The organism is Enterobacter cloacae complex sp. P47BA (assembly GCF_014930485.1).
Classification (GTDB): domain Bacteria; phylum Pseudomonadota; class Gammaproteobacteria; order Enterobacterales; family Enterobacteriaceae; genus Enterobacter; species Enterobacter bugandensis.
Window position 1 is genome coordinate 94,171 of record NZ_JADBRF010000015.1, and the last position, 22,824, is coordinate 116,994.

The 22,824-nt window shown below is 48.8% G+C and carries 19 protein-coding genes and 2 pseudogenes; 6 read left to right on the plus strand and 15 right to left on the minus strand.

Translation table 11 applies throughout. The features are described 5' to 3' along the window. Window positions 1-58 precede the first annotated feature (58 nt). From IM299_RS15965 to IM299_RS15995, 7 genes are all read right to left on the minus strand, one after another. Window positions 59-880 (minus strand): DUF932 domain-containing protein, encoded by an 822-nt coding sequence (locus IM299_RS15965; RefSeq protein ID WP_163387545.1) that lies wholly within the window; start codon window positions 878-880, stop codon window positions 59-61. Window positions 881-986: 106 nt separating this feature from the next. Then, window positions 987-1,199, minus strand: coding sequence for a hypothetical protein (locus IM299_RS15970; protein WP_032755286.1), 213 nt, complete (start codon window positions 1,197-1,199; stop codon window positions 987-989). 85 nt (window positions 1,200-1,284) lie between these two features. Beyond that, window positions 1,285-1,644, minus strand: coding sequence for a hypothetical protein (locus IM299_RS15975; protein ID WP_004136901.1), 360 nt, complete (start codon window positions 1,642-1,644; stop codon window positions 1,285-1,287). Window positions 1,645-1,698: 54 nt separating this feature from the next. Then, complete coding sequence (locus tag IM299_RS15980; protein WP_193357798.1) at window positions 1,699-2,163, minus strand: hypothetical protein; 465 nt, start codon at window positions 2,161-2,163, stop codon at window positions 1,699-1,701. A 277-nt stretch (window positions 2,164-2,440) separates the two neighbouring features. Further along, a complete protein-coding gene (locus tag IM299_RS15985; protein ID WP_227013130.1) occupies window positions 2,441-3,559 on the minus strand; it encodes a hypothetical protein in 1,119 nt (372 codons plus the stop codon). A gap of 404 nt (window positions 3,560-3,963) precedes the next feature. Continuing rightward, complete coding sequence (locus tag IM299_RS15990; RefSeq protein ID WP_163387543.1) at window positions 3,964-5,574, minus strand: YfjI family protein; 1,611 nt, start codon at window positions 5,572-5,574, stop codon at window positions 3,964-3,966. A 226-nt stretch (window positions 5,575-5,800) separates the two neighbouring features. Next, the gene (locus tag IM299_RS15995) at window positions 5,801-6,010 is read right to left on the minus strand and encodes an AlpA family transcriptional regulator (protein ID WP_004136909.1); all 210 of its coding nucleotides are present in this window, start codon (window positions 6,008-6,010) and stop codon (window positions 5,801-5,803) included. 278 nt (window positions 6,011-6,288) lie between these two features. Between IM299_RS15995 and IM299_RS16000 the strand changes: the two genes are divergently transcribed. Together IM299_RS16000 and IM299_RS16005 are read left to right on the plus strand one after the other, a co-directional pair. Next, window positions 6,289-7,050, plus strand: a complete 762-nt coding sequence (locus IM299_RS16000) for a hypothetical protein (protein ID WP_163387542.1) — start codon at window positions 6,289-6,291, stop codon at window positions 7,048-7,050. Between the two features lie 472 nt (window positions 7,051-7,522). Further along, a protein-coding gene (locus IM299_RS16005; RefSeq protein WP_193357799.1) for an IS3 family transposase occupies window positions 7,523-8,643 on the plus strand; the annotation gives its coding sequence in 2 pieces (ribosomal slippage) (window positions 7,523-7,781 and window positions 7,781-8,643; 1,122 coding nt in all). Between the two features lie 93 nt (window positions 8,644-8,736). Here the strand turns inward: IM299_RS16005 and IM299_RS22985 are convergent. Continuing rightward, window positions 8,737-9,096 (minus strand): annotated as a pseudogene (locus IM299_RS22985) (integrase); the annotation flags it as partial. 508 nt (window positions 9,097-9,604) lie between these two features. Here IM299_RS22985 and IM299_RS16010 point away from each other — a divergent pair. Then, complete coding sequence (locus IM299_RS16010; RefSeq protein ID WP_005131814.1) at window positions 9,605-10,054, plus strand: carboxymuconolactone decarboxylase family protein; 450 nt, start codon at window positions 9,605-9,607, stop codon at window positions 10,052-10,054. Between the two features lie 245 nt (window positions 10,055-10,299). Here IM299_RS16010 and IM299_RS16015 read toward each other — a convergent pair whose 3' ends face one another. The 3 genes from IM299_RS16015 to IM299_RS16025 are packed head-to-tail and all read right to left on the minus strand — an operon-like array spanning window position 10,300 to window position 11,836. After that, window positions 10,300-10,779: a carboxymuconolactone decarboxylase family protein gene (locus IM299_RS16015; RefSeq protein ID WP_005131815.1), complete on the minus strand. Its 480-nt coding sequence runs from the start codon at window positions 10,777-10,779 to the stop codon at window positions 10,300-10,302. Window positions 10,780-10,794: 15 nt separating this feature from the next. Continuing rightward, a complete protein-coding gene (locus IM299_RS16020; protein WP_223239658.1) occupies window positions 10,795-11,403 on the minus strand; it encodes an FMN-dependent NADH-azoreductase in 609 nt (202 codons plus the stop codon). Between the two features lie 7 nt (window positions 11,404-11,410). Further along, on the minus strand, window positions 11,411-11,836 hold the full coding sequence (locus tag IM299_RS16025; protein ID WP_020688232.1) for a GNAT family N-acetyltransferase: 426 nt from the start codon (window positions 11,834-11,836) through the stop codon (window positions 11,411-11,413). Between the two features lie 109 nt (window positions 11,837-11,945). Between IM299_RS16025 and IM299_RS16030 the strand changes: the two genes are divergently transcribed. Then, a complete protein-coding gene (locus IM299_RS16030) occupies window positions 11,946-13,325 on the plus strand; it encodes a PLP-dependent aminotransferase family protein (RefSeq protein WP_047058016.1) in 1,380 nt (459 codons plus the stop codon). A 252-nt stretch (window positions 13,326-13,577) separates the two neighbouring features. Here IM299_RS16030 and IM299_RS16035 read toward each other — a convergent pair whose 3' ends face one another. Next, entirely contained in the window at window positions 13,578-14,606 is a 1,029-nt protein-coding gene (locus IM299_RS16035; protein WP_020688231.1) for an HlyD family secretion protein, read from the minus strand. 18 nt (window positions 14,607-14,624) lie between these two features. Then, window positions 14,625-16,208 (minus strand): MFS transporter, encoded by a 1,584-nt coding sequence (locus tag IM299_RS16040; protein WP_047058017.1) that lies wholly within the window; start codon window positions 16,206-16,208, stop codon window positions 14,625-14,627. A 150-nt stretch (window positions 16,209-16,358) separates the two neighbouring features. Between IM299_RS16040 and IM299_RS16045 the strand changes: the two genes are divergently transcribed. After that, window positions 16,359-17,144 (plus strand): IclR family transcriptional regulator, encoded by a 786-nt coding sequence (locus tag IM299_RS16045; protein ID WP_020688229.1) that lies wholly within the window; start codon window positions 16,359-16,361, stop codon window positions 17,142-17,144. Between the two features lie 261 nt (window positions 17,145-17,405). Here the strand turns inward: IM299_RS16045 and IM299_RS16050 are convergent, their stop codons facing one another. Further along, window positions 17,406-17,708 carry a hypothetical protein gene (locus tag IM299_RS16050; protein WP_193357800.1) on the minus strand — a complete coding sequence of 101 codons (303 nt, stop codon included), beginning with the start codon at window positions 17,706-17,708 and terminating at the stop codon, window positions 17,406-17,408. Here IM299_RS16050 and IM299_RS16055 point away from each other — a divergent pair. Continuing rightward, window positions 17,678-18,586 (plus strand): annotated as a pseudogene (locus tag IM299_RS16055) (MFS transporter); the annotation flags it as partial. The gene IM299_RS16050 and the pseudogene IM299_RS16055 sit on opposite strands and share 31 nt — an antisense overlap. A gap of 594 nt (window positions 18,587-19,180) precedes the next feature. Here the strand turns inward: IM299_RS16055 and IM299_RS16060 are convergent. Further along, window positions 19,181-22,810: an ATP-binding protein gene (locus IM299_RS16060; protein WP_163387524.1), complete on the minus strand. Its 3,630-nt coding sequence runs from the start codon at window positions 22,808-22,810 to the stop codon at window positions 19,181-19,183. Window positions 22,811-22,824: the final 14 nt, after the last annotated feature.

A 22,824-nucleotide genomic window follows, 5' to 3' on the forward strand; every position in this document is an offset into this window, starting at 1 on the left:
GAGATGTCGAATGAAGGTCTTGGGCCGGGGATTGATTTCTGTGGCGGGGCGCGGGTGATTACCGGTCCAACAGGTTCAGCATGTTCTCCGCCATCACCCAGAGCGCGCGGTTTAATTTAACGTCGCCATCAATCCCGTTTACTGCGCGTGTATGGGTGTGTTTACCCTGAGCGGTACGGCCACTTAGTCCGCCTTTCAGCAGGTTTTCCTGAATGCGCTGGTAGGTGGTCCACAGGTCATCTCTCTTGTCCTGCCAGCGGCGGGGTGCAAGAATTTGCGATTCAGTCACAGGCTGATACTCTTCCCCAAAACGGTATGTCAGCGCCGCTTTAGCCAGTGCATGCTGCGCGGGTGACGGGAGTTGCAGGGACTGCATGGCGTCGCGTTTCTCTTCCACCCGGTCAAAGACGCTGAGAACCTCATAGGCCCCCTCAATCACCTTCCCGACAACATCGCCCCTGTGCGGCACGCGGATCTCGCCAAACGACTGTCCGCAGACGAGCGAATTGGTGCAGACGCTTCTGAATATCCCTGGCAGCAACTGAAAACTCGATGCGCCATCGTGAGAATTCAGAATGATAATTTCCGGCACCTGCTGACCGTTTATCTGACCGGTACGACGCAGGCGCAGCATATGCTTTGTATGTTCCCGTCGGCTCTGGTCTCGCACTCGTGACTGACAGGCAAAGAATGGCTGGAACCCTTCGCGTTTAAGGTTCTCCAGCAGGGTGATTGTGGGTATGTAGGTGTACTTTTCGCTTCTGGAGTCGTGCTTGTCTTCCCCGAAGACGCTGGGGACATGCTGCATCAGTTCTTCGCGGGTTAAGGGACGGTCGCGGCGAATCTGGTTCACCCGACCAAAACGGCTGGCTAATCGCATGGTTGATTCCTCATCTGATTAATCTGAAGGCATAAAAGCAAAAGCCCCTGCTCCGTGAGGAGGCAGGGGATGGATGTGTTGTTCTCAATGAACGGATAGGGCGGGATTACAGCGTATCCAGAATCTTCAGTATCTGCGCCATCAGGGCGGTGATAAGTGCAGTGACCAGCAACGTGACCGCTTCCCGGGCTGTATCAATGCAGTCGTCATCGTAACCGGCCTGACGAAAGCGGATTTCAATATACTGCCGGGCATGATGTCCGCCGCACCAGGTCAGCGCCTGGCTCAGGGCGGTCACCAGCATTTTCAGAAAGGTCATAGGATTTACTCTGGACTGCGCAGCGGCAGCCCGTTGGTCATGTGGCATTTTTTAGGTTGGGAAACGTTAATCAGGGGCGGGGGACTCAGTGGTAAGTGTAACGCCATCCCCCCTTATCAGTAGTGACGACGACTTCTGAAGCCACGCAGTTATTATAAAAACTCACGCTGACGGACTGCCCGTAACGCAGGGTAGCAGGCAAAATAGTTTCTTTATTGCTGGAGTACAGATATTTCTGGTTGGCAATGCGACAGTTTCCCCGGTTCACGTCAATATTTTCGACTTTCACGGTGTTATCCAGTGCAGTGACCACGACCGTGACGTAGCGTGTTCCGGCAGGGTGAACCTGATTACTGGTCTCCACTTTGATGGATGGCGTTGGCTCTGCCAGCGCCAGGGCTGACAGTGCAAACAGTGCGGGCACCAGCATGTGTTTAAATTTCATAAACTGTTCCTTTTAAAAATAACGTAATCAACAGGTATTAAATTCAGATGCAGGCTAGAGTGCATCTTTACCCACGCAGCCGTGGGTCCCGAATACTGGCAATACCCTTGCTGCCCCAGCCAGCGTGAATGTGGCATCCTTAACACCGTCTCCGGTTACTGAGACCTGTTTGCCATTACGTAGCTGAGCCCAGGCCAGCGCCAGGTTATTACCGCCCACTCGACTGCCAGATTCGCTGATGTCGATGGGGGCTCCACCGTCGATACTGACCTGAAGGTTTTTATCTTCATCCATACTGACCTGATGCCCGCTGGCGTCAGTGAATATGACCGTGGCCGGTTGCGAGCCGTAATCCTCACAGGTCAGAGACAGTTGCGATTGACTTTCCCCATTGATAACAAACTCTGATACTCCCTGGCTCCAGCCCTGGGTCCAGGTGGTTTGATTACCGAAGGCCATTGCCACTGCCGGTACCAGCGCACAGGTCAGTAGTAAAGGGTGAATCATTTTTCTGTTCATTTTTGTGCACCTCTGGTTTTCGTAAAACGCTACCCGGAAAGGGTATCTGCATGTTTTTTAGTAGAAGACAGACAGTCATAAGCATCCCGTTGGGATTTTATAGCTGCAAAAAAGAAGGGGATAACGATGAAATTCGATCGAACCGATCGACAAAATTGATCGTGGTTCAGTAAATATATTTACCGTAAACCTCGCCCGAGTTTATCGATGGTCCGGTTTCACTTCAGAAGGGTGATATATATCTGAGATTTTATTGAACACAGGCTGAGGAAATGCATCACTGAGGCGGTATGGCGCAGACACCGTCCTCTGTGACAGGAGGAACACTAAAAAAGCGGTTATAGAAGAGATTACAGGCTCTGTGGTCGCTGGTGTCAATGTGAAAATATTTTGCCATGTACTGGCTGAGTATATGCTGAAATTCGTCGTAGATTTGTTGAGACCCGCGCTTGTGCTTCACCCTGATTTCATCGACTAAACGATAACATTGCTCCAGCAGGCGGTCGCCGTCGCCGTTCAGCAACGCATGAAACGCGGCAACGGCAAATAATTCATTCGCAGGCCCGGCATTAAGCCAGACGCTGACTTCGGTACAAACCAGCGTTTCCCATAGTGACATCAAATTCAGGCGTAAGGCTTCCTCTTTTAACAGACGGGTTAGTGGAGGGAATGCGTAAATATCAGTGTCAAATAGCCTGCGTGACAGACTTAAATCAGCAAAGGCAAGATGCTTAACTCCGTATAATGCTTCCTGTACAGCATCTGAACCGTATTTAGCCGTTAACGCTTTCAGTAAGGTCGATTTAACCGGTTGAGGTGTTTCCATTGCTTTTATGCCACTCAGCACTCCTGACTGACAGCAGGGGATAAAATCCTTCATCATCCGGTTTATAGCAGCAGGTGCGATGATAATGTTTCTGGCGATATTTGCACCGCCCTTAGAGTTAGGGTAAATGTGGCATAGCTCAAGATCCAGCCAGGGGATTAACCTTTTTGTCGTATCAGCAACTCTGTGCCCGTTCAGCATATTATACGTTTTTTGGTGGACAGCTTTGCGCTGATATAACCGAATGAGGTCTGCAATATCCGTCGGACCGGTGATACTCCCCAGTCCAAGGGAATTATTTTTTAGCATAGCTTCCACATTGAGCCAGTAAGAGTGCTTAACCAGTCTTATAATAGCATCGTCATCGATTAACCTCCGGGCTTTATCCCGATGTTCCTTACAACAATAAAACTGATTGCGGGTTTCAGATATACTGATACCACAGGCGGGATACCGGCATATTAATGCTGCTCTTTCCGTTCGTCTGGCTGCATTTAACTGTCTGCCCTGATAATGTGCCGGGCATAGCCGTAATATCCGTTCGGCGGGTGAATGGCCGATCTGTGCCATGCAGTTATTTCTTTTACATATGGCCATAATTAAACTCTTATTTAATATGATAATATCTTTGCTTTTATTGTTAATAGCAATGATGCTATTTTTATACGCCCTTAAATATATTTATTAATCAACATCAATTAAATGTTAATGTATTTGTCTCAAATGAGTAAGAAATACACTAGCAAAACACATTGTGTTAAATTACATGTTTTGATGGCTGTTAATGGTTCATATCCCCAGAGCTTTCCACCAGTCGTCATTATCTGTTTTTTAGCACTGTATTCTGAGAAAACCCCGCGCGGATTGCGACCAGTCGCGACTGGCGCGGGGTTTTTGCCTCTGTGGCTGTTTTTCGAAGACATTTAACCGGTTTACGCTCTGGCCATTCGGGTCTCTGTAGTGAGGTGTCCCGATTAATATTCCAGCCTGTTAAAGTCAAAGTATTCAAAACCATACCTGCCAGTGACATTCTCTGGCGATGCAATAATCGGATTATGTCCGTTCTCCAGGAATGCCGGTGGAATACACCATGAGTGGCGACATTCCAGGGAGGGCATGGCAATATACACCGCAGAATGACGGCCGGGACGAATAAAACAAATCAGACCTAGTGCGATTAACTGCTCAAGAACAGATTGTGATTTACTGGCGTCACGCAGCCGGTTCGGGCCGTTCCGGTTTACCTCATTTTTCCTGAGTGGATATCCCTCATTATCGAGAAATTTCTCCTTAAGCCACCTGAACATCTCGTAAACGTCCTCCATAAATGCATTCCGTTCAGAAGAAGGGAAAAACAGCCTTTCCGCTTCTTCAAGATGCCATTCCACAATTTTGAAGGCGGCCTGGATGACCCCCCGCGAAATACATAAACTCTCAGGTGAATACATATATGTCAGAATGGCCGCAACCCTGAGGGCATTCGCCCCCGCTTTGGCTGCAATTTCACTGATATGCTCCATCTGCTGTCCGGGGGCTGTTTTACGGCTGAGCTCTGACTGTTTATCTGCCCAGTAAGTGGTCGCATCATCAGATAATCTGAGCGTTTGTTTCTGCGTATCGTGACTATAAAAACGCGCCTTTTGCTTATCAAGTAACTGGTTAATTTTACTGTGGAACACATTTAATGCTTCATCAGAATGAGCATGGTCCGTATTTGTGCGGCGACGTCCCAGCGTGCTGATGGTATTGATATAAAGAAACCGCGACAGAAAACCACTTCCCTTGCTGAGTTCACCGTGGTTACGGCGGTAATTTTCAAAGACCGGGGGCTGAACCATTAATGCCAGGGTCAGGCAGGCGTTGATATCGTACTCCTCACCGCCCGGGCGGTGGTATTCATAGGTCTCCCCGTCCCAGGCTTTATTCAGTAAACCGAGGTTGTTTTTCAGATACCCTTTAAAAAAGGTAATTGCCTCATCTGAGAGCACCCCGGCTTCAGAATACCGGCTCAAACCTTCCAGGAGCGCCTTTGCGGTGGTGTCGTCATAAAGCATCGCCAGGCGGGTCGGAGGCTGCTGCCGGGTTTCTGCATGTTCATTTAACAGCCGTTCTTCCTCCGTCCCCTCAGAACCGCTTTTGATGGCAGTGTACAGATTACTGGTCAATGCTTTCTGGTGTATTTTCCAGATATTGTCAGCACGCAGGTGTGCCTTCATCAGACCGTCGTGCTGCTGCTTCATTTGCTCAGCGAACCGGTAAAAAGGCTTCATCACTTTTTTGCTGATACTGGTCTTACCTTCACCGGAGACCGCCAACGTCAGTAAATACAGTGCACAGTGCATCGGATCCGATGAGTGTGGTGGTACCACCTCAATATGAGCCTGACAGGCGAGGGAAGAGGCTGCCAGTACGGCCCCCGCTATCAGTTCCGCCGGGATACCCGTCTCGTTATAAAGAGCATCAATGACATCCCGCATCACCGGCGGGAACGCGCAGACAGGGTAACCCTCCGGGGTTCTGTTTTGTACGGGAATATAAGGCTCCGGCATTTTCGGAATGACAGTGTGTGGCAGTATATTCTGCATGTAATATTCTCCTTGGTTACTGTTTTCAGTAACGGGTAGTTGTGAATATAATAAAATAGCCAAGCGTCAAAATTTATTTAAAGTAATAATCTTACCCAATAAATAATCGTATTCAGTTTCCTTGCAACTGGCAAAAATATGTCGCAGCGAGCACATATTTAAATCAGAGACGTTGTTATATAACCTGCGTATCCTCCTTTAATTTTTACCAATACTATCTCATCGCTTATGATGCCTGCTGGCGTTCCAGCAGCCATGCATCCAGCTCTGACTCAAGCCAGCCGACGGACTGCATACCCAGCCTGCGCTGTTTCGGGAAGGTCGGGTCGTAACGCGGTGACTTCGGGTTGATCCAGTCATAGATGGTTGAGCGGGCGATGCCCGTTTTGTTAACAACGGCGCGTATGCGCAGTATCCTGATACCTTGTACAGACATATCTGTTAATTCCCCCTGTTCTTTCGATATGGACGCAATTGTATGGTGCCGGAACAGGTAATGGCACCCGCCTGGTGGCTGTGGCAAAAAAGGCATTTTATAACAATGAGATAGGAGATTTTTTTTAGGTTTTTTTCCCGTTTTTTGTTGGTGAAAGAATGTTTTTTTTCGAGAATGGTGTCGGAAGCGTCTGGCTAAGGGCAAGAATGAGTCGTTCCTGGTGTCAGGCAAGGAAATTTACTGGAGTATAGAAATTGTCATTCGAAAAGAGGGACTTCATGGCTGATTTAGACAGGGATTTTACCCCTGATGAGTTACTCATCGTATTTCGTAAAAAGAGGAAAGCGTTACGTTTTCATCTCGGGGTCAGACAGAAACATATCGCCAGGCAATGGCTGAATAAAGATACTGAAATTGTTATCGTGCTACAAACAGGGAGACAAACGAAGGATGAAGATTTAGCGCGGCGACTTGCTGATGAGCACGGAGAGAAAAAATGGCGGCGTTATCTGAAAATTTTCAGTCTTTCAGAATGGATGATAAAGAGGATCAGGAACGATATGTCTGAGGCTGAACAATACTGGGAGCAGGGAACATCGGCTCTCGAATCTGATCCAGATCATGCGGTGCAATTAATGCTGAAGGCTATCGCGTTGTTGGATCGCGGTCTGAAACGCAGTGAATCCGCAGCAGGTAAAAGAATCAAGGAACGGCATAAACTCAATTCTGCTTATGGCGGAAAGGTCAAAGCGACACGTTTTGATGGCGTTAAAGACGAAGTGATAAAACACCTGGAAGCGCAACCTGAGGGCTGGGAAACTAAAACCGATGCCATCAACGCAATTATTAAAGCGTTAAGGCCCTATATTGAGGAGCATGGATGGCCTTCCGCACAGGATAAAAACGACTCACGGGACGCGGCAATGGTGGAGGCAAGCCAGAGCAAGTTGTTGGCTGAATGGTCAGTCAAAGACAAAAGAGTGAAGGCGGCGTTCGCGAAGGCAGTACAAAAACGTATCGGGGTGTCGCAAAATCGATAGCCCGGTACCTTGAGAGCGCGTACGTGATTCAATGTGACTGCTTTTTCTCAGATGTGGCTGTGCAGAAGAGCATAGAGCTGATAATAAGACGATACGAGCTCCCCTGAACATCATCGTCTTTTTAGCGATACTGACAGGGTTGATAGCGATACAACTTTTTAATGAGTAATCTGTCGGGAGTACCTTGCACTTTTTAATGGTATGCCGGATCACACTGTCCAATCTGGCAATGGTATTCGTCGTGTAAAACCGCCTCTGCTGCTGGTACCCCAGGTCATGGGTTAATGCTTTGTAGTCCTTCTAAGATACGAGCCGCAGGCTATTACGCACCATGTGAATGATACAGAACTTAATCCGCTCTCCGGATAAACTGCATTAATGGCGTCAGAGATGCTCTTCAGTGACCTGCTCCCCGTTGATTAATACACCCCGATGTTAGTAATGTCTTCATAAGCCACATGAGGACATCCCCATGAAGAAGCGTTTTTCCGACGAACAGATCATCAGTATTCTCCGCGAGGCTGAAGCCGGGGTATCTGCCCGTGAGCTCTGCCGTAAGCACGCCATTTCAGATGCCACGTTTTACACATGGCGTAAGAAGTATGGCGGTATGGAAGTGCCTGAGGTTAAGCGCCTGAAGTCGCTTGAAGAAGAGAACGCCCGACTCAAGAAGCTGCTCGCCGAAGCCATGCTCGATAAGGAGGCGCTTCAGGTGGCTCTTGGGCGAAAGTACTGACGACAGACCAGAAGCGGGAAGCCGTGGAGTTGATGTGTGGCGCGACCGGTCTGTCGCAACGTCGTGCCTGCAGGCTGACAGGTTTGTCCCTGTCGACCTGCCGCTATGAAGCGCAGCGTCCGGCGTCGGATGCGTATTTATCAGGGCGCATCACTGAACTGGCACTGGAGCGCAGGCGTTTTGGCTACCGCCGCATCTGGCAGCTGCTGCGCCGGGAGGGCCTTCACGTCAATCACAAGCGGGTATACCGTATTTACCACCTTAATGGACTGAGCGTAAAACGCAGACGACGCCGTAAAGGGCTGGCAACCGAACGGTTTCCTCTTCTGCGCCCGGATGCACCGAACCTGACATGGTCGATGGATTTCGTTATGGACGCACTGGCCAACGGTCGCAGGATCAAGTGTCTGACCTGCGTGGATGATTTCACGAAGGAGTGTCTGACGATCACCGCTGCTTTCGGTATTTCAGGCGTTCAGGTTACGCGTATTCTGGACAGCATCGCACTGTTTAGGGGCTATCCGGCGACAATAAGAACCGATCAGGACCCGGAATTTAACTGCCGCGCGCTCGATCAATGGGCCTTTGAGCATGGTGTGGAACTACGGCTTATCCAGCCAGGTAAGCCAACGCAGAACGGATTTATTGAGAGTTTTAACGGACGCTTTCGCGATGAGTGTCTGAATGAACACTGGTTCCGCGATATTCTTCATGCCCGGAAAACGATTAATGACTGGCGGCAGGATTATAACGAGTGCCGTCCCCATTCATCGCTGGATTACCAGACACCAGCTGAATTCGCAACAGACTGGCGAAACAGGAAATATGAAGAAAAACCAACCGACATTACTAACTGAAGGTTGTAGCTAATCCTGGGGGCAGATCACAGGTCAACCAAGCTTTTCTACCCACCTATTAAAGATTCGGTTGTATTTTCGAGTTGATATTTACTGATTAGTTCTGGCCCGAGACCGGAACAAGAAGTCTTTACTGTGCAAATTGCCAAGCTTTATCAATGCAGCAACTATTTCTCTTGTTCCTTTGGTGGTCTCAAATTGCGCAGGACTACAGGTTTTCTGTTGCAATACCGTTGCTCTGCTTGAAACCAAGCTACCATCTGCCACATCAGATACTTTGCGTTTGACCAGATCAGAATCTCGAAGCTTACTGTCCAAGGTCATATTGAACAGAGCTAGATCGCGCCTTTTACCTTCCAATTCAAGCCGGATTCGGTTCCTCCAGATATGAGATATCTGAACTGGTCTTTTTTGGCCTACGATACTGCCTATGTTCCACGATGAAGTGTTCATACTCAAATCTACTGTAATATGGGAGATTCGAGTATGATTGTCCCTTATGAGCGAGAGGTGGACGTACAGAACGAATTTCATTACATATGAATTAAACATTTCTTCCCGGGGAACGTCGATTGTCGTTTGGGATAGCCAGGCTTTAGCCTGCTGGTAATCGTCAGTTCAGCCAGAAGAAAGAGTGTTCCGACAATGTATCCTGCACCTTTTTTATCATTATGATGAAGGCCTTCACCAAGTCACATTCTCAGGTGCCATTTCTGCATAAAGACTAAAACTGGCCATTCAAACAATCATCATTGTTGAATCAAAGTTAAACCCATACTAATTTCATGGCATTTCATTTTTATCATGTCCTACCCGTTTTCCTCTCCTTTGTGTCTTTTTTACATGTCAATTTTGATTATGATGACTTAACACTGAAGTATCCATCAGTAACCCTTCTGAAGAAGGTTAGGTATATTTCCGTAGATAAATCAATCAACTATCACTTTCTAAAGGAAAACACATGAAACGTCCAAATTGGTTCCAGGTATCTGCAGAAGGTTCAAAAGCACTGGGAACGCTGCATCATTTTGCCACAACAGGAACAAATCTCCCGGAAGAGTTAATACATTTGGTTTTTTTAAGAGTATCTCAGATTAATGGCTGCGCGCATTGTATTGATATTCACACCCGCGATCTTATGAAGTGTGGCATGTCAGTAGAGAAAATAGTTCTGATTCCCGTATGGGAGGAAGCTACATATTTATTCTCGGATCTGGAGCAAGCGGCACTGGCATGGGCTGAAGAAGTTACCCGAGTAAGTGAGACACATGCCTCGGATGAAGCGTATTCTGCAGCGCTTTCAGTATTTGGTGAAAAAGATTTGGTCGATCTGACCATCGTTATTGCAACAATGAATGCACTTAATCGTATGGGCGTCAGCTTTCGAATGAAGCCGCTGGCCAAGGCATAAATTACCATTCGTTTTCTTCTCGCGATTGGTTACTCATTTCCTCCAAAGTAAAAACCGCCGCAAGGCGGTTTTTACTTTTTTAACAGCTAGCGATGAATATAATCGATCTTAATATTCTTTTAAGCATGTATAATATTAGGTTAAAAATACACTATGAATACTATTTGTGGGTGATTATTACAACATATGTAAGCTAATAATAAAAAATAAAGCCGCCAACAAGAAGTGTTGTTGGCGGACATTTATTAATGTAATTCAGCACGATCCAGACCGTAAGCGCTATCCATCGATCCTGGTGACATCTGTGATAAAATCTGGAGACGATTCCAGGCGTTGATTACAGCAATGGTGAAAGTTAACTCTGATACTTCCACTTCAGAGAAATGTTCGCGCAATTCGCTGTAAAGCGCTTCGCTTACACCATTATCACCAATGCGTGTCAACGCTTCAGTCAGTGCCAGAGCAGCTTTCTCTTTGGCGCTGAACAGTGGCGATTCCCGCCAGATTGCAACGTGATAAAGACGCAGTTCACGCTCCCCATGCATTTTTGCTTCTTTAACGTGCATATCCAGACAAAACGCACAATGATTCATCTGTGAGGCACGGATATCCACTAAGTGCTTAAGTTTTTTATCCAGCGAGACTTTTCCTAATGCCATAGAGGCATCGGCTAGTGTTTTAGCCAGTGCGGGAATGGTTTTAAAATGATTCACACGTGACGACATATTGTAATCCTCTTTTTAAAATAAACGATCAATGGTTTGCAGTGCATGAGGTAACGCTGTAGTACGAGCGACGGGATCATGCGTACCGTCTACCCGAATAAATTGCACGTCGGTAATGCCAATATATTCAAGCGCTACGCGAATGTATGGCGTAAACTGGTCATCCGCTACAAATGGACCGTGTGCAAATACGCTGCCGCTGGCGACAACGCAATACACCTTTTTGCCGCTGACGAGCCCTATTTTTTTGCCCTCTGGCGTAAAGGCGAAAGTTCGTCCGGCGCGGGTTATATGATCGAACCAGGCCTTTAACACAGAAGGCAGGCCGAGGTTCCACATCGGTGATGAGATAACCAGCGTGTCACAATCTAAAAGCTGATCTACCAGTTGTTCCGAAGTCTGAATAGCGGTGAGCTGAGCTTCACTGCGTAGGTCTGGTGGGGTAAAAAAACCAGCAATGGTAAATGCATCAAGATGTGGTAGCGGCCTTTTAGCCAGGTCCAGCACTGATTCTTGAAGCCCGGCATGATGCGCGCGTAATTTTTCTACCAGGCGCTCAGACGCCACACGGGATGTCGATCCTGATAAATCCGGGCTGACTTTAATGTGAAGCAGTTTCATCATTTTTTCCTCAAGTGAGATCGCGATAATAATGCAGGCCGAGGGCGGTATATCCGACACGCTGATAAAATGCCTGGGCTCCTGAATTACTAATGGCGGTATCAAGGACCATCTGACCACAACCGTATTCACGTGCGATGACCGCTAAGTGATTCAACAGCGTTGCACCCATCCCCTGACCGCGAGCCTCGTTCACTGTTACCAGATCGTCGACGTAACAGAATTGCCCGTGAATGAAATTTTCGAGCAGTCGATAACCGGCCAGCGCCATTGTTTTGCCATCCTGCTCCAGTCCTGCAAGCCGATAGCCTTGCGCCTGCTGGCGCTGTACCTGGGCGATAAATTGTTTCTCATTCGTTAGTTTGCTGCGTAGCTCCTGCATCAGCGCAAAGCAACGGGCAAGGTCAATGACGGTGTCGTAATGTACAATCTTCATGACGCCTCATAGTGAGTGGCTTAGTTAATAGCCATATCTTAATCTTGTATGTCTTGTTAAAAAGGGTCATTATTCGAATTAATTGATAGGACATTTAAAGGTGCATTTGATGGGGTACAAAGAGATTTATGCCCGCTATCGTCAGCAAATTCAGGACGGCCTTTTGAAACCGGGGGAGCGCGTTCCCTCAATTCGTTCGCTGGCGAGCGAGTTGCAGGTCGCGCGAAAAACGGTGGAAACCGCGTATGAAATTCTTACTGGAGAAGGCTATTTTGTAAGTCTGGGGGCGAAGGGGACCTATATAAATCCGGAGCTCCGGCTGACCTCAACGGTCAGAGAAGACAATTATGTATCGTCTCGTTCACTTGACACGCCGGTTACTGAAAGGAAGGGTGATCTCCGACTCGGCATTCCTGCACTGGATGAATTCCCCCATAAAAAATGGCTGTTGATATCGGGAAAAGCGGCGCGAAGTCTGCGTCCGGAAGAAATGCTCATGCCCCCGGTAGTGGGCTTTAAGCCACTACGTGAGGCCATTGCAAGTTATCTCACTATTTCAAGAGGACTGAATTGCCGACCAGAGCAAATCTTCGTTACCAGCGGCTATCGTGCCAATTTACGGTTTATTCTGTCGGTACTTGCACAACCTGATGATAAAGTGCTGTTTGAAGATCCTGGCTACTTTTATGGTCAGCAATTATTGAAGCGAATGGCATCCAAACTGCACTATATACCTGTTGATAGACAGGGCATGGATGTTGATTATCTTCAGCGCTATCACAACGATGCACGCTTCGCTATCGTTACACCCACTCATCAAAGTCCGCTCGCAGTTAGCCTTTCATTACCGCGTAAGCATCAGTTACTGTCCTGGGCACAGCAAAACAATAGCTGGATAATTGAAGATGATTACGACGGAGAGTTTCACTACACACGCAAAGTAATCCCGGCGTTGAAAAGCCTCGATACGCATGACCGGGTTATTTATACCGGTACATTTAGTAAAACGATAATGCCAGCTATGCGTATCGGATATATGGTAGTGCCACAGGAGACGGTAGCCCGTTTCAGTGAACTGGGTGAAATCCTTGAAACGGGTCTGCCATTACTACCGCAAAAAATCCTTGCACAGTTCCTTAGTGAAGGGCACTTCTACCGGCATATAAAAAAGATGCGTTTACTCTACCAGCAGCGGCGTCGCATGATGCTTGACGCAATTGAAACGACCTTTCCAGGTTTTTTTGAATTTGAGCTTACAGATGGCGGTATGCATATTGTTGCCTTCCTGCAACGTGGCATTGAAGATACTGCATTAGCTGCATTATGGACACAGCACGAGCTTTACGTCCGGCCACTCTCGAGCTGGTATGCGCAGACACGAAAACGTTATGGATTAGTCATTGGATACACCAATATTCGTTCAACCGAGGAGGCGCAGAAAATTTTGCAGCGTGTTAAGGAAAAAACACTGGCACTTATGCAGCATTAAGTATTTTGATAGCCAGGCGTGAAGAATAACCTATTATTTACCAGTATTGTGGACTGAAAAAATTTAGTCGATCACTCTCTGTAAATGAGGGTCGACTAAATATGATCGTGATCGCTCATGCGTTTTTGTACATGAAGTTAGCTTGGTGTCAGTGCCCTTTATTTCCAACAGGAAATTATGTATAGATAACTGGAACGCCGTTTCTAAGCCAGACATTAAAAAATAGAGCGTTTTTTGAGTATATCTGGAATATTAGCGGATTTTAATTTCAGGAACGGCTGACATCCCGACGCGCAATAATTTTGCATCGGGTTGATTACCATCCAGCACTATTTTCACCGGTAAACGCTGGACGACTTTAGTAAAGTTACCCGTTGCATTGTCTGGCTGGATGGCTGAAAACGTTGCGCCGGTTGCAGGAGCGATACTATCGACATGTCCAGTAAACTTTTTGCCAGGCATGGCATCAATTTTAATTAAGACCTTCTGCCCCTGCTGAACATTTGCCAACTGTGTTTCAAGATAATTGGCAGTGATGTAAGTTTGATGTAGCGGAACCACGGCCAGCAGACGTGTCCCTGCGTTAACGTACGCTCCGAGGCGCACCGAACGCTGGCCTACCATCCCATCGACTGGTGCAACAATATGCGTATAAGAAAGGTTAAGCCTCGCCTGACTGACTTTTGCCTGCGCGACTGCAACATCGGCTTCCGCCTGACGTAATGCAGCCCTCAACACGCCTACCTGTTTCTCTGCTGAGGTCAGAGCAGCTTCGTTCTGACGAACGACTGCGGATGCAGAACGCTGTGTTGAATGGGCTTTTTGTTGATCGTCCGCAGCGACGGTACCTCTTTGATAAAGCTTATTAAAACGTTCAGCATTCTGACTGGCATACTGCGCCGATGCCTGACTGGCTAAAAGGGTCGCTTTTGTCTGAGCAATAATGGATTGTTGCTGCTCCAGTTGTGCAAGGCTGCTCAGGCGTTTTGCATCACTAAGCTGCAAATTAGCTTGCGCCATTTCAAGCGCTATTTTGTAGTCACGGTCATCCAGCGTGGCCAGTGTTTGCCCTGCTTTAACACGTTGGTTATCCGCAACATAGATATTTTTGATATAACCCGATACTTTTGGTGCTACCAGTGTGTAATCCGCATTCACATAGGCATCATTGGTACGGGTATCATTGTTCAGCATTGTCGACCAGACGAAAAATATCATCGTCATCATCAGGATTAATAATGCGCTGAGCAGAGTCGTTCTTCTCGATACCGAAAATTTCATTTAACCACCTCTATTTTGTCATTGCAGGTTGAAAAGTGTCTGGGGCGGCCAGACACGTTTTGGCAACCAGACAGTGAGTAATAACAGAAGGACGGCAAAGCCAGTCATCAGCAGATAGCTATCGGCCAGACTCAGAACAATTGCCTGATGTTTTAATAAGGTGATAAATCCAGCGATGTTCTCGGTGTTGCTGATGCTGCCGTCGTGTAATAAAGGAATGCTGCTGCTGGCCTGCTCGCTGACCGGTGTCGATATCAACCATGGGCGGTTGGCTACGTTATTGACCAGAACATTAGAATGAAATTGCTCTCTGTCATTTATAAACCATTCCACTAAAACGCCAGCTGCGATGCTTGAAAAACCCCGTACGGTATTGAACATAGCAGAGGCATAATGTCCTTCAGGGGGAGCCACAACGCTGGTTGCGCTCATAAGCAACGGTAAAATAATTGACGGTAATCCAATCGCCTGCAGAAGCTGTATTGCCCAGAAATTCTGGCGTGACCAATCGCTGGTTATCTGCATACCCATCAGGCTGGCAGAAATCATCAGAACAATCCCGAAAGCTATCAGCCAGCGACAATCAACCCAGCGCAGACTAAGCAATGCGGCAACAAGCGGGGTGATAATTAACTGCGGGAGCCCAATTATCAAAGCCAGCGGGGCAAACTGCACTGTTCGAAAGCCCTCTACTTTACCAAAGAAATTGGACGGCAAAGCAGAGCCAGCCAGTGCCAGTACCAACACTACAGCGAGCGCCATCAGGCCATATGAAAAGTTACTTCTCTCCAGCATCTGTAATTTGAACAAAGGGAGGGGATGAAACCATTCATTAATCAGGAAAATCGTCAGGCACACGAAGGCGCTGGATAACAGGCCATTAAATAAGGGCGATTCAAACCAGTCCAGACGTCCACCCTGAGTGATGGCGATTATCAAAAACGCCATTCCAGAACAGCCGGTAATCATACCGAACAGGTCGATCTGTTTAAATCGGTCGAGGTGAATCGGGTCCTGCGGCAAACCCCAGCCAATAAAGAGCATCGAAATCAAAATGGCGGGGACCACTTGCCAGAACATGAACATCCAGCTCACATCATCTGTCCAGAATGCCGCCAGTGAAGGGGCCACATTTGGACCAAAAGTCGCAGTCAGAGCATAAGCGCCAAGTCCATAAAGTTTTATCGATGGTGGCAGAAAACGTAGCGCCACAGTCATGAGTAAGGGAGGTAGGGCACCGCTAAACAGGCCCTGTATCGTTCGCAAGAGAATAAACAGCGGCGCATTCGGGAGCAAGGGTAAAAGTATGCCGCAAACCATAAAACCGCCAGCGCAAGTAAGCACGAATTTACGCAGCGAAAAAGTCACAGCAAACCATGGTGCGATCATCATCGCCACTACTTCTGCGGCCTGGTAGGCAGAGGTGAACCAACTGGCTTGATCATAAGTCACGCCAATTCCGGCACGCACATCCGCAAGCGCTATATCTATAACCCGACCATTAAGTCCGGAAGTTAAGGCTGCGATGAGTATCCCCACAAATCCCATTGCAAGGCGCCAGGTAAAGGGGGGCGAAGGTGGAGTAGAACGCTGTGCATTCATACAAAGTTCTCATGCATTATATCGATACGATGTACCACATTATGATACACATGTGACATCTTACATTGCGATAGCGTCCATTGCAATGTGATAATTAATACATGAACCGAGGTAACAGGCTGTCCGTGACCGGACAATAAGGAGCTCTATATGGCCGTAAATGTTTCAAGCTTTGAGGATGAAAAAACCGGCGGGATTCAGGTTATCGCCCGCGCAGCTGCAATTTTGAATGTGCTGGGAAAACACCCAGGCGGCATGAGTCTGGGAGAAATTGCGCAGGAGGTTGCTCTCCCTCGTTCAACGGTGCAGCGTATTGTCGCGGCTTTAGATAGCGCTCAACTTGTGCGTAGCAGCGGGGCCGGTGGCCTGCGTCTGGGACCTGCACTACTCAAACTTATTTCCAGTGTGCACAGCGATGTCGTGGATCTTGTACGTCCCTTCCTAGAGCAACTTTCGGCCAATATTAATGAAACAGTGACCCTGGCACGTGCCAGCGGTACACAGCTGGCAATCATCCACTACGTCGTAGCAACACGGGAATTACGTGTTGTACCTCGTATTGGACTTAATTTGCCGCTCTACAGCACTTCCGGCGGACGTGTGTTACTGGCTATGGAAAGTGATGAAGATGTCCGCATACTGGTAGGCGAAGCCTATGAAGATCTCACCGGAATGACAGTTAAAACTCTTCCACAGCTTCTGGAGCTGATCGCTGATGTTCGTGCCAAAGGGCTGGCTATAGATCTGGGGGAAACTCTTGAGGGTGTCTGCACGATAGCGGTAGCGCTGGACACACTTTTTGGTCGTTTTTCTATCTCATTATTAGTTCCAGCGCCACGTTTCCATAAACATGAAACCTTTTATCGGCAAGAACTCATGCAATGCAAGGAGGCAATAGTTAATGAAATTGGAAGAATAATTTCGGTAGGAGAATAACTAACAACATCAATAATTGTTCTCAACGAAATTTGTTAGGCCGCTTGCACGATCCGGCCTGACCTGCCCCCAGCATTAGATACAACGATCAGTTAGTAATAAGAGTTGACCAGCTTCCCGTTGTTCAACACTAAGCACTGTTAGCTACTTCCGCTTTTGGCACACAGCAGACAAGTACCTGCCGATAAAGGTCTGCTGAGAGCGAAGAGCAGACGTTTGCATTTTCGCTCATGCATCGATAAATGAAATATGGCTTACGGATTACATAAAAAGAGCCCGGTGTAATCGAACAATATAATCTGCAGTCGGATTGGATTGCTTATCGCCCATTCGCTCCTGAATTGCCTGAACAGCAATATCCCGACGCGCAGGCAGCCGTGTTTTTTCCGTTGCGGCGATCGCTGACTTCATTTCATCAAATGTGAGGTCAGTACAGTAGCAAGGTGCACCCGGTTGTTGACGCCATGACTCCTCAACTGTACCTGCATCGAAGGCGTCGAACCCCGTATCACTGACAAGACGCATAATCAATTTTTTGTGCTCTACGATATCCTCTGTTCGCATACTCATTCCTGATATGGATTAACTACAGCACACCAGTTGCGCGCAGGGCGACTGCAGTTGGCTGGTTCTGGTTTACGTTCTCATTAGGGCTGAGTGTGCTTGGGCCTTTCTTCTCTTCGATGGCGTTACCGGTGCTGGGTGAGATCCACGTACTCTGGGTCGGCTTACTGTTTGTCCTGATCGGGTCTGTTCTCGGGATCTGGGTCAACCGTGATGTTGTTCCTGCGTCAGAAATTCACCCATTCAGCGCGGGTGAATTACTGAAAGGGATCACCATACTGCAGCGGCCGGTCATCGCGTTGGGCCTGGTGGTGAAATCTGTAAACGGTATCGCGCAGTACGGGCTGGCCACCTTCCTGCCTCTGTACCTGATAAGCTATGGATACAGTAAAACAGAGTGGCTTCATATGTGGTCTGCGGTCTTCCTGGTGGCCATCTTTGCCAATCTATTCTTCGGATTCTTTGGTGACAAATTTGGCTGGCGGAGAACCATCATGTGGGTAGGAGGATTTGGTTATGCCGCTGTTCTCATTCTGGTGTGGGCGGTCCCTCAGGTACTGGGTCATAATTTCTATGTGATGGCATTCGTTCTTTGCCTGTGCGGTGTGACCATGGCAGGTTATGTTCCCCTGTCTGCATTGTTCCCGATGCTTGCCCCGGACAGTAAAGGTGCTGCAATGTCAGTACTGAACCTTGGTGCAGGACTAGGAGCCTTTATCGCTCCCGCCATTACGGCATTGTTCTATTCATCACTTGGCGCAGGTGGTGTTCTAGGCATCTATGCCGGTTTATATATCCTCAGTGGCGTGCTTACACCTTTCCTCAAAACACCTGAGGAGCTTAATCGGCACGCTGAACTGAAAGATAAGGTCGCATAATCGGGTGTAACTTTACTACCAGGTCCGGGTAATCCCGGGCCTTAGTGAATCACCACGTGTTTAACCGACATCCAGCCAGCCTTTGAGCCGTTATTACTTCTTTAAGATTATTAATAATTTTAAGTTGACCAGGCACTCTAAATTTAAAGTTATTAGATTAGACGGAAGGTCCGCTCCTGGCACTAAACGGGCTAAAGCAGACTGATTTGATGAGATAAGGGTATAGATGAATTCTCCATACCCTTGAACGATTACTTCCCAGTTGATTTGCTTGGTTTCAGTCCTGGGGTATTGCCGGGTTTATCCTTATTATCACGTCTGCGTTGATCGGGTTTTCCTGTTGATTTTGCGATTGGTTTTGGACCAGGTTTAAGCCCCATAATCATACTCCTTAGCCATGTCAGAGGTTATTCCTCAGTGTGGATATAAGGGGAGCGGTAAGAATTATCAAGCTTGTATGGGCAGTGAAAAGTGACTACTTGATTATTATGTGAGCAATGTCAGATTTTAACACATAGCGGCCAGCCCATTACTGAAGTTAGCCAAAAATGAGTCGCGATGAGCCCTCAATAATGAGGGCCACCTCGGAGATTGTTAGGCTGATTTCGCCAATTGCCGATGCAGGACCTGAAGGCTAGTTCCCGCCCCTGTCCATGCAGCAGCCGAGCCGACCACATACAGGTTTTGCTTGGCGCGTGAGACGGCTACATTGATTATGTTTGGTGGGCTTGCCGCCCACTGACGTGCTCTTTGCTGACTCGCTTTCGGCGCACCCAGCAACAGGATTACCGTGTCCGCCTCTCGGCCCTGGAACGTGTGGATTGTGCCTACACGATCACGGCACCATTCATCCAGCTTTACGCCGAACGTTCGCAGCAGATCAGTTTCACTGTCGAGACGCCGACGCATGTTCTGCTCTACGATCTTGAATGGTGTGATGATAAATACGTCCGGATTTGTAATGCCCGATGCTGCCAGCTCTTTGAGCATTCGCACAACCGCTTCGCCCTCGTCGGGACACCACTTCGTCTCAGCATCGCCATTGATATCCACCCAGTGAGATCTCCCCAAAGCCGAGCCTATAGATCCGGGTTTTTTAGGCCCGACAGCATGGACCATCTGCCCGGCATAGGCGATGGAGTTAGAAACATCAAACATTGGGTTCTGGCAACGCCTGTGAACGAGCAATGGCAGCCCGACTTCTCGATCACCTACGTCCATGACGAAGGTGGATTTGAAGCGCGATGCCTGATCAGCAAGGGTCTGCGTAGATGCTGCGGGGGCAGACCATTCGACTTGGTCAATGTCAAAGAACTTGCAGATTTCGGCGTTCAGCTTTTCAGGAAGTGAAACTACAGGTGGGATTTGCAACGGGTCACCTACCACAATGGAGCGCTTTGCCCGCATGATAGCTCCAACTGCTGCCTGAGGAACGGCTTGGCCCGCTTCATCTACCAGAAGCCAACCAATGCTCTCTGGTGGCAGATCCCCGAACATCGTCCGAACAGAGGCGAATGTCGTGGACACGGTCGGCACAACCACGAAAAGGCTTGACCAAAGGTCGGGGAGAAGTTCACGGTGAGCGGAAGACTGGAAGGCACCAGCTACCATGCCTGACATCAATAACCCAAGATTGTGTTGCAAGCGGCTGGCCGAAGCATCGATGAACGTTTTATGCACAGTCAGGGCAGCGGCGAAAAGATCCTCCCGCAGGCGATGAACCTCATCGGGAAGCCATGGCGCAGTGAGGTGGATAGCCTCGTGCTCGCGCTCGAAGAACCTCTCATCAACGACCCTGTCTCCCATACGGTTTCGTGCCTGTGCCTCGGTTGCCTTCAATTTCGAGACAGCCTGACATTTGCTGGAAATTTCCTGGTCGAGTTGCTGTAACTGGGACTCAGTATTGCTCCACTCAGCCCTTGCAAGCTCCAGGGCCCTGTCTGTCTCCTGCGCCCGTATGACTGATTGCTGCAAGGTCGTCGAGAGCTTCTGCAGTGTCGATCTCCACGACTTCCAGGCCGCAGTCGCAAACAAACGGGAGAAGAAACCTGGACGGCAAGCAAGATGGCTGTCGAGCATGATCTTGTCCTGCTCGATCTGCGATTTTGCCTTCTCATGCTCTCGTTGGCAGGATTCAGCAGTCTTGTGTGCCTCTTCGACGGCTTCATTCAGACTCGGTCGACGCTGTTCAGCCCTTTGAAGTTCGGTGATCGCTCCCTTGAGCGCCTGGATATCCCGTCGCATCTCTTCGATGCTGGCGATTTCGGCGTCTACCGTCTCCTTAAGTTTAAGAAAGGCGGTTCGCGCTTTCAGCCAGGCCGCAGCAGCATCCGCTTCGTTGGTGCTGGGCCGCTCATTGACAACCACGCTGGGCATCACACGATCGATGGTTTCGCCAGTTCGCTCGTCCTTGATCTCACGCATGACATTTATGCCGCGAGCTGCTTTCAGGTAGGTAAGGAAACCACCGTCTTCATTCCACCAGAAACCTTGCTGAAACGCGCCTCGGTTGCTGCTCTTGCCGAGAGCAGCGGCGATCAGCCCCCAGGTTTCGACAGTGTCGGAGGGGATGTCCCCCTCGGCCTCGGCTTCGAAATAGCCGGCGCGTTTGGGATTCGCAATCAGGTCGCTGATGGACCGGAAGTAGGCGATCTGTTCATGGCGACCATTGGCTTCCTTGAGAGGAAGCTCTTTACTGACGTTTTCGACCGCTTTGTTATTGGAGGAGGCTACGACGATCTCATGGCCCCTCAAGGATGCATGTAACTTGTAGAAGTGCAGGAATGCATTGGAACCGAATGCCAGCTTCTCGCCTGTTGTGGAAAAGGCATCCTGCGGTTTGTTGAAGCCGGACATCGCCGTGGCCCGATCGAGAATGCATCCAACGACGATATCCCGGAGAAGAGTGGTCTTACCGGTTCCCGGAGGCCCATTGACGCCGATGATACCTGGAGCATCATTCAGCTCAGCACGCGCCGCATTCACGGCAGCCTGTTGAAGCAACACCAGTGGATGGCCGCCTTTCGAAGGCCAACGAGCCTGCGGCATGAGCGACGGTGCGACGAACGGCTCAACTGCGGAAATGGGCGATAGCACGTCGATTTTCTGGTCAGGTCTGCCAATTCCCATGTAGCGGCGCAAACCGGTTCCGGCTTTGCCCGTCTCGAGCAATTTGGTTGCTTCACCGAGATCTTCAAGATAGAAGGAATTCAGTAATGAAGGTTCAGGCGGCGCCTTAGCCTTGAAATGATGAAACACCTTAATCGCGAATGTGGGTGGCTCAACCAAATGCTCGGGTACACTGAACTGCGATACAAGCCATTTATAAGCGTTATGAACAACATTCAGATCGATCGGTATGGGTTCTCCATCTTTGTTGTGGTGGCGAATCATTCGATCCAGATGCTTGATAATGCGCGGCTCAACATTCGGCCAATTCCCTAAACTCCCAAGCTTCAGATCGAGAGCCGGCTTGAGTGCCCAGGCAAAACTTGACACGGCAACGCCTTTTTCCTCAAGCACATAGCCTTCTTTGTCGATCAGGATCGAGCCGATGGCCGCTTTCTTACCGTCCGGGCGTGAACGCTCCTCATCCTCGCCAAAAACCTTGACCAGCTCGTCCGTCGCCTTGTCGAGAGCGATGGAGCCGAGGACGACCTCGAAATAAAGCTTATAACTGGGCTTGCTGCGGGCATTTGGTCCCCATGGAACACCTCGCTCCAATAGAGCAACCCTAGAGCGGTCGCCGGTTGCCATATCCTCTGGGCGTTTATAACCTTGAGGCGACAGTGCTTCGAGGGCTGTCCATGCTGCCAGTATTGCTCGCGCATCATTCGCCTTACCTGATGGAGAAAAAGACGGGATCGGACCAAGGTCGATTTGGTCTTTGTCGAATTGCTCTCGTATGGCAGAGTCTGGGATGGCCTTCAGTTGCAGTTGCTCTTCCGCAGCAGGCGAATTGTGGGGCACAACTCGAGAAGATTGAATGGACACCGAATCGGGATGGCGTGTTGATGGGCTGGAAGCCGACATGGCGACCACGCTGTGGCCGCTAAGTGCAAATAGAGATTGCTCGATTTTAGCCGTCAGCGTCCGCGCCTTGGCAGTGTTGCGAAAGGTCAGCTCGCTCAACAACTGTTCAAGTTCGCTAACATTGTTGCGGGACTGCTCGAAGATTGCTTCCAGATCGAAGATTGATTTTTGCGCATACTGCCGTGTCTTCATTTATTTCTGCGGCT